Origin of the sequence: Celeribacter persicus (genome assembly GCF_003050785.1) — a bacterium.
In the GTDB taxonomy this organism is placed as follows: domain Bacteria; phylum Pseudomonadota; class Alphaproteobacteria; order Rhodobacterales; family Rhodobacteraceae; genus Celeribacter; species Celeribacter persicus.
On sequence record NZ_QAOH01000069.1, the window covers coordinates 1 to 2,797 of the forward strand.

Sequence of the window (2,797 nt, forward strand, 5' to 3'; positions counted from 1 at the left end):
CCGTCGCGACTGCGGCAGAGGCGAAGGGCTGGCCCGAGCTTCTGCCGCTCGACACAATCGACCGGCAATCGCCGCAGGATTTCGCGCGCTGGGGCCGAGCTCTTGGCGAGGTGCTTGGCATCTCTCTCGAGCTTTCTCACCAGCCCGTTTCGCCGCGCACCGAAACATTGACCCTCGTCTCGCGGCGCAACTACGGGGCCGAGATGCAGGCGGGGGCCGCGATCCTGCGCTTCGCCCTGCCGCGCGCAACGCCGTGGCAACGGCTGACGGGCACGGGCTTCGCACGGTTCCAGGCGGGCGACCTGATCGGCGTCCTGCCGCAGGGCAGCCCGATGCCGCGCCTCTATTCGCTGGCCTCGGGCCGGCGCGACGGGTTCGTCGAGATCGTGGTGCGCAAGCATCCGGGCGGTCTGGCCTCGGGCCAGCTGACCGCGCTGGAACCGGGCGATACGGTCCGGGCCTTTCTGCGGCGCAATCCCGGCTTTCACGCCGGTCGCGGTCGCACCCCGCTGATCCTGATCGGGGCGGGCACCGGCATCGGGCCGCTGGCGGGCTTCATCCGCGGCAATGCGCGGCACAGGCCCGTGCACCTGTTTTTCGGGATGCGGCATGCGGACAGCGATTTCTTCTATGGCGAAGAGATGCCCGGCTGGCAGGCTGAGGGGCGGTTGACCCGGCTTGTCACCGCCGTCTCGCGCGGCGCGCGGCGCAGTTATGTGCAGGACGCCTTGCGCGCCGACGCGGCGCAGGTGGCCCGGCTTATCTGCGACGGGGCGCGTGTGATGGTCTGCGGCGGGCGCGACATGGCCACGGGCGTGAGCGATGCGTTGGCCGAGATCCTCGCACCTGCCGGGCTTACGCCCGCAGTCCTAAAGGCAGAGGGGCGGTATGTCGAAGATGTCTACTGAGCGCGCGCGCATCGCCCTGAACGGCCCCGCCATGGGCACGCGCTGGTCGGCGCTGTTCTTCGCGGATCGGGTCCGCGACACGGATGCAATTCGTGCCGCCCTTCAGGCGGCTGTCGACGAGGTGGACACGCAGATGTCGATGTGGAACGCGGAGAGCGCGCTCATGCGGATCAATGCGGCGCCGGTGGGCGATTGGGTGGTGGTGCCGGAGCAACTGCGGGCGGTCCTGCGCCTCGGGCTCGAGATCGGGCGTGCCTCGGGCGGGGCCTTCGATATCGGCATGGGCGATGCGGTGACGGCCTGGGGTTTCGGGCCCGGGGCCGCCGCGCCCGAGGGTATCCGCGCCGTGATGGACGCCCCCCGCCGCCCGGCGCAGGAGGTGCTGGAGATCGAGGGGATGCAGTTGCGCAAGACCGCGCCCATTGCGCTGGATCTGAACGGCATCGCCAAGGGCTATGCCGTCGACCGGCTCGCCGAGACCTTGCGCGATCATGGGATTGCCGACGCCCTTGTCGGCATCGACGGTGAGATGCGTGCCATGGGCCTGCGCCCCGATGGCGAGGCATGGATCATCGCGGTAGAAGCGCCGGACCCTGATCGCCGGACGCCGCATTCGGTTCTGGCGCTGCAGGACGCCGCCGTGGCGACCTCCGGTGACTACCGCCATTGGGTCGAGGTTCAGGGGCGCCGCCTGTCGCATACCATGGATCCGAGACGTGGCGCGCCGCTGATCGCCTCGCCGGCCTCCGTCACCGTGGTGGCCCGCACCTGTGCCGAGGCCGATGCCTGGGCGACGGCGCTCATGGTGCTCGGTGCGGAGAGGGGTGCGGACCTCGCGAGACAACGTGGACTCGACGCCCTGTTTCTTCTGCGCGATGATGAAGGCAATGCAATGGGCGTGGGAGTCGGGCGTCTTTTTTCCGAAGAACCAGCGGCAATCGCCTCAGCCGGGGGAAGATGAGCCGCATGGAACAGACCCGTACCGATCGCTTCAAGACCGCACTCCTGCTGATGGCCGCAACCGGGCTGATCGTGGGACTCGCATTCTACCTTGCGGGCCAACCAGAGGTTGCGAACCTGATCTGGATTGCAGGAGTTGTTCCCGCGCTGGCAGCGCTTGTGGTCGAAATCGTCCGCAGCATTGGGCGCGGCGAGGTGGGCCTCGATATCGTTGCCGCGCTGTCGATGTCGGCGGCGCTTGTCTTCGGCGAGACCTTGGCTGCGGCTGTCGTCGCAGTCATGTATTCTGGAGGCACTTTCCTCGAAGCCTTCGCTGAGGGCCGTGCACGTCGTTCGATGAAGGATCTTCTATCTCGCGTACCCCGGACCGCGACGCGGCACCGGAACGGCGGTCTTGAGGATGTGCCTCTCGAGGAGATCGCACCGGGCGATCGCCTGCTGATCCGGCAGGGCGATGTCGTTCCCGTGGACGGTTCGGTTACGTCCGACACCGCCTTCCTCGACACCGCGGCGCTGACCGGCGAATCCCTCCCAGTCCGGCTGGCGCGCGGGGCCGACGCCATGAGCGGATCGACCAACGCGGGCGAGGCCTTCGACCTGACGGCGACGCGCGAGGCCAAGGACAGCACCTATGCAGGGATCGTTCGCCTGGTCGAGGAAGCGCAGGCGTCCAAAGCGCCGATGTCCCGGCTGGCCGACCGCTGGTCGCTGGGCTTTCTGGTCGTCACCGTCAGTATCGCCTTCGCGGCCTGGTGGTTCACAGGCGATCCGATCCGCGCGGTCGCCGTGCTGGTGGTCGCCACGCCCTGTCCGCTGATCCTTGCCGTGCCGGTTGCGCTGGTCGCGGGTCTCTCGCGTGCGGCGCATTTTGGCGTTTTGATCAAGGGCGCAGGGCCGCTCGAGACAATGGCGCGCATCCGTACGCTGAT

2 protein-coding genes and 1 pseudogene are annotated in these 2,797 nt (G+C 68.5%); all 3 read left to right on the plus strand.

The window, feature by feature from the left end; translation table 11 throughout:
* Nucleotides 1–908, plus strand: a pseudogene (locus tag C8N42_RS21100) (PepSY domain-containing protein); the annotation flags it as partial.
* Nucleotides 889–1,869 (plus strand): FAD:protein FMN transferase, encoded by a 981-nt coding sequence (locus C8N42_RS21105; RefSeq protein ID WP_107818348.1) that lies wholly within the window; start codon nt 889–891, stop codon nt 1,867–1,869. The pseudogene C8N42_RS21100 and the gene C8N42_RS21105, both read left to right, overlap by 20 nt.
* Nucleotides 1,870–1,874: 5 nt before the next feature.
* On the plus strand, nt 1,875–2,797 hold a 923-nt coding region (locus C8N42_RS21110), incomplete at its 3' end, for an HAD-IC family P-type ATPase (RefSeq protein WP_146168307.1).

Excerpts from the sequence above, each read along its gene's own strand:
- C8N42_RS21105 (WP_107818348.1), top strand. The coding sequence starts at position 889 with ATGTCGAAGATGTCTACTGAGCGCGCGCGCATCGCCCTGAACGGCCCC.